The organism is Thermomonas sp. (assembly GCF_047606765.1).
In the GTDB taxonomy this organism is placed as follows: domain Bacteria; phylum Pseudomonadota; class Gammaproteobacteria; order Xanthomonadales; family Xanthomonadaceae; genus Thermomonas.
The window spans coordinates 1-3780 of record NZ_JASGED010000042.1 but is presented as its reverse complement, the minus strand read 5'-3'; the positions used below and the strand labels follow the sequence as shown (position 1 = coordinate 3780).

The window sequence follows — 3780 nt, the reverse complement described above, 5'->3', positions numbered from 1 at the left end:
GTGGGAAATCATGGTCGGCACCCCGGCCATCCGCAACCTGATCCGCGAGGACAAGGTGGCGCAGATGTACTCGGCCATCCAGACCGGCCAGAACTTCGGCATGCAGACGCTGGATCAGCACCTGCAGGATCTGGTCAAGCGCGGCATGATCAGCCGCCAGCAGGCGCGCGAGTACGCCAAGGACAAGCGCCTGTTCGAATGAACGGGCATTGAAAGCACAGGACAGGCGACAGCCAAACCGGAGCCACGCGGATGAGCAGCATCGACTTCACTTCGTTCCTCAAGCTGATGGCGCACCAGAAGGCGTCTGACCTGTTCATCACCGCCGGCATGCCGCCGTCGATGAAGGTGCACGGCAAGCTCAGCCCGATCACCCAGAGCCCGCTCACGCCGCAGCAGTCGCGTGATCTGGTGCTGAACGTGATGACGCCAAGCCAGCGCGAAGAGTTCGAGAAGACCCACGAATGCAACTTCGCCATCGGCGTGTCCGGCGTGGGCCGCTTCCGCGTGAGCTGCTTCTACCAGCGCAACCAGGTGGGCATGGTGCTGCGCCGGATCGAGACGCGCATCCCCACGGTGGAAGAACTGAACCTGCCGCCGATCATCAAGACGCTGGCGATGACCAAGCGCGGCATCATCATCTTCGTGGGTGCGACCGGCACCGGTAAATCCACGTCGCTGGCGGCGATGATCGGTTATCGCAATGCCAACTCGACCGGCCACATCATCACGATCGAGGACCCGATCGAGTTCGTACACAAGCACGACGGCTGCATCATCACCCAGCGCGAGGTCGGCATCGACACCGATAGCTGGGAAAACGCGCTGAAGAACACCCTGCGTCAGGCGCCCGATGTCATCATGATTGGCGAGGTGCGCACCCGCGAGGGCATGGATCACGCCATCGCCTTCGCCGAAACCGGCCACCTTGTGCTGTGTACCCTGCATGCCAACAACGCCAACCAGGCGATGGACCGCATCATCAACTTCTTCCCGGAAGACCGCCGCAACCAGCTGCTGATGGACTTGTCGCTGAACCTCAAGGGCGTGGTCGCGCAGCAACTGGTGCCGACGCCGGACGGCAAGGCGCGCCGCGTGGCGATGGAAATCCTGCTGGGCACGCCGCTGGTGCAGGACTACATCCGCGACGGCGAGATCCACAAGCTGAAGGAAGTGATGAAGGACTCCGTGCAACTGGGCATGAAGACCTTCGACCAGAGCCTGTTCGAGCTGTATCAGGCTGGCGAGATCAGCTACGAGGACGCGCTGCGCTACGCAGACTCCGCCAACGAAGTGCGCCTGCGCATCAAGCTGGCGCAGGGCGGCGACGCCCGCACGCTGGCGCAGGGGCTGGATGGCGTGGAGGTTGCGGAGGCGCGTTGATGCACGCGCGCCACGCACGATGGCGTCGCGGCAACGCTGCGCCATAGAATGTCCCGCATGGACGAGAACGCCCCCGGGTTTGGCAACCATCTGCTGGTCGCGCTGCCGTCCCTGCACGATCCCAACTTCGAGCGCAGTGTCACCCTGATCTGCCAGCACGATGGCGACGGGGCGATGGGCGTGGTGGTCAACCGGCCTTCCGAATACACGGTTGGCGATGTGTTGCAGCAGATGGGCATCGACAGCGATGACGAAAAACTGCAATCGCGGATCGTGCTGGCCGGTGGGCCGGTACATCCGGAGCGCGGCTTCGTGCTGCACGATGGTCAGCGCACCTGGGATTCCAGTCTGGAAGTCGGCGATGGCCTGTACCTGACCACTTCGCGCGACGTACTGGAAGCCATGGCGCGCGGCGAAGGCCCGGCGCAGGCGGTGGTCGCGCTGGGTTGTGCAGGCTGGGGCGCGGGCCAGCTGGAACAGGAGCTGGTCGATGACAGCTGGCTGATGGTGCCCAGCCGCAATGAACTGCTGTTCGACCTGCCGCTGCCGCAGCGCTGGCAGGCTGCCGCCGCCGGCATCGGCGTGGATCTGGTCAATTACGCCGGCCACAGCGGCCACGCATGAGCCGCCTGCATGAGTGAGCCTGAAGCACCCGCGATCCGGCTTGACGGCACCGTGCTCGGCTTCGACGTGGGCATGCGCCGGATCGGCGTGGCGGTGGGCAATGCCCTGACCGGCAGCGCGCGCGCGGTGGCGGTGGTGGACATGCACGAGGCCGGCCCGGACTGGGCGAAGATCGAACGGCTGCAACGCGAATGGCGACCGGATGGTTTCATCGTCGGCGACCCGATGACGCTGGACGGCGGCGACCAGCCGATCCGCAAGGCGGCCCGCGCCTTCGCCCGCGAATTGCACGCACGCATGAAGCTGCCGGTGGCGATGATGGACGAACGCAACAGTTCGCAGGAAGCTGCGCGCCGCTTCGCGCAGGCCCGCGCCAGCGGCGGCAGCAAGCGCCGCGATGCCGACCTGCTGGATGCAGTCGCCGCTGCCGTCATCATCGAACGCTGGCTGGCCTCGCCAAGGGATGCGGTGGCGATTTCCTGATGTTGCCTTGCGCTCGTCATTCCGGCGAAAGCCGGAATCCAGCTTTTGCATGTTGTAGTTGAAGAACTGGATACACATGCATGCGTCTGTGAAAAGCGACCGGCTTTCGCCGGAATGACGGCATTGAGGGGTTTCGGCGACAATCCACGTCCATGAGCGCATCCCCCGATACCGACAACCGCATCCGTCACCTGCTGGGGCTGGATGCCCTGCCTCGCCCGCAACTGGAAGCGCTGCTGCGCCGCGCACAGGCCTTCGCCGAAGGCGAGCAGGCACCGCAGGCGCTGGCCGGCGTTGCGGTCTGCACGCTGTTCTTCGAGCCATCCACCCGCACCCGCCTGAGCTTCCAGCTGGCGGCGCAGCGGCTGGGCGCGCATGTGCTCGGCTTCGATGCCTCCACCTCATCGACCACCAAGGGCGAAACCGACCTCGATACCTTCCGCAACATCGAGGCGATGGGCGTGCGCGGCTTCGTGGTGCGCCACAAGGGCGATGGCGCGGTGGCGGCGCTGGCGCAGGCCGCGCGTCCGGGTACTGCCGTGCTGAATGCCGGCGACGGGCGCAGCCACCACCCGACGCAAGGGTTGCTGGACATGCTCACGCTGCGGCAGGCCAAGGGCGAGGATTTCTCGAAGCTGAAGGTCGTGATCGTTGGCGACGTGAAGCATTCGCGCGTCGCCCGTTCCGACCTGCATGCACTGCGCACACTGGGCTGTAGCGAGATGCGCGTGTGCGGCCCGGCATCCCTGTTGCCCGATGACGACACCCTGCACGGCTGCTTCGTCACCCACGATTTCGATGCCGCGCTGGAAGGCGTGGACGCGATCTTCATGCTGCGCCTGCAGCGCGAGCGCATGAGCGAAGGGCTGGTGGAATCACTGGACGACTACCACCGCGACTACGGCCTGACCAGCGCGCGCCTGCGCCGCGCCGCGCCCGACGCCATCGTCATGCATCCCGGCCCGATGAACCGTGGCGTGGAAATCACCGACGAAGTCGCCGACGGCCCACAATCCCGCGTGCTGCGTCAGGTCGCCAACGGCGTGGCGGTGCGGATGGCGGCGCTGGAGGCGTTGCTCGCTGCAGCGTAAGTCGAGCAAGCTCGGCTTCTACAAGCGTGCGCATGCTGATGTAGAAGCGGAGCTTGCTCCGCTTGCATATGTCTAAGGAAGGTCTGAACAAGCCGTCATTCCGGCGAAAGCCGGAATCTAGCTCTTTGGTAAGTCATTGAAAAAGCTGGATCCCGGCTTTCGCCGGGATGACGTTTCGGGAGTTGTTCAGAGCTTCCCT

The 3780-nt window shown here is 65.1% G+C and carries 4 protein-coding genes and 1 pseudogene; all 5 read left to right on the top strand.

Going from position 1 to position 3780, the window contains the following annotated elements:
• Nucleotides 1–202 (top strand): annotated as a pseudogene (locus tag QM612_RS04175) (twitching motility protein PilT); the annotation flags it as partial.
• 50 nt (nt 203–252) lie between these two features.
• Nucleotides 253–1383, top strand: a complete 1131-nt coding sequence (locus tag QM612_RS04170; protein ID WP_415252637.1) for a PilT/PilU family type 4a pilus ATPase — start codon at nt 253–255, stop codon at nt 1381–1383.
• Between the two features lie 57 nt (nt 1384–1440).
• Nucleotides 1441–2007, top strand: a complete 567-nt coding sequence (locus QM612_RS04165; protein WP_415252636.1) for a YqgE/AlgH family protein — start codon at nt 1441–1443, stop codon at nt 2005–2007.
• A gap of 9 nt (nt 2008–2016) precedes the next feature.
• Nucleotides 2017–2490: a Holliday junction resolvase RuvX gene (gene ruvX / locus QM612_RS04160; RefSeq protein WP_415252635.1), complete on the top strand. Its 474-nt coding sequence runs from the start codon at nt 2017–2019 to the stop codon at nt 2488–2490.
• A 152-nt stretch (nt 2491–2642) separates the two neighbouring features.
• Complete coding sequence (locus QM612_RS04155; protein ID WP_415252634.1) at nt 2643–3581, top strand: aspartate carbamoyltransferase catalytic subunit; 939 nt, start codon at nt 2643–2645, stop codon at nt 3579–3581.
• Nucleotides 3582–3780: the final 199 nt, after the last annotated feature.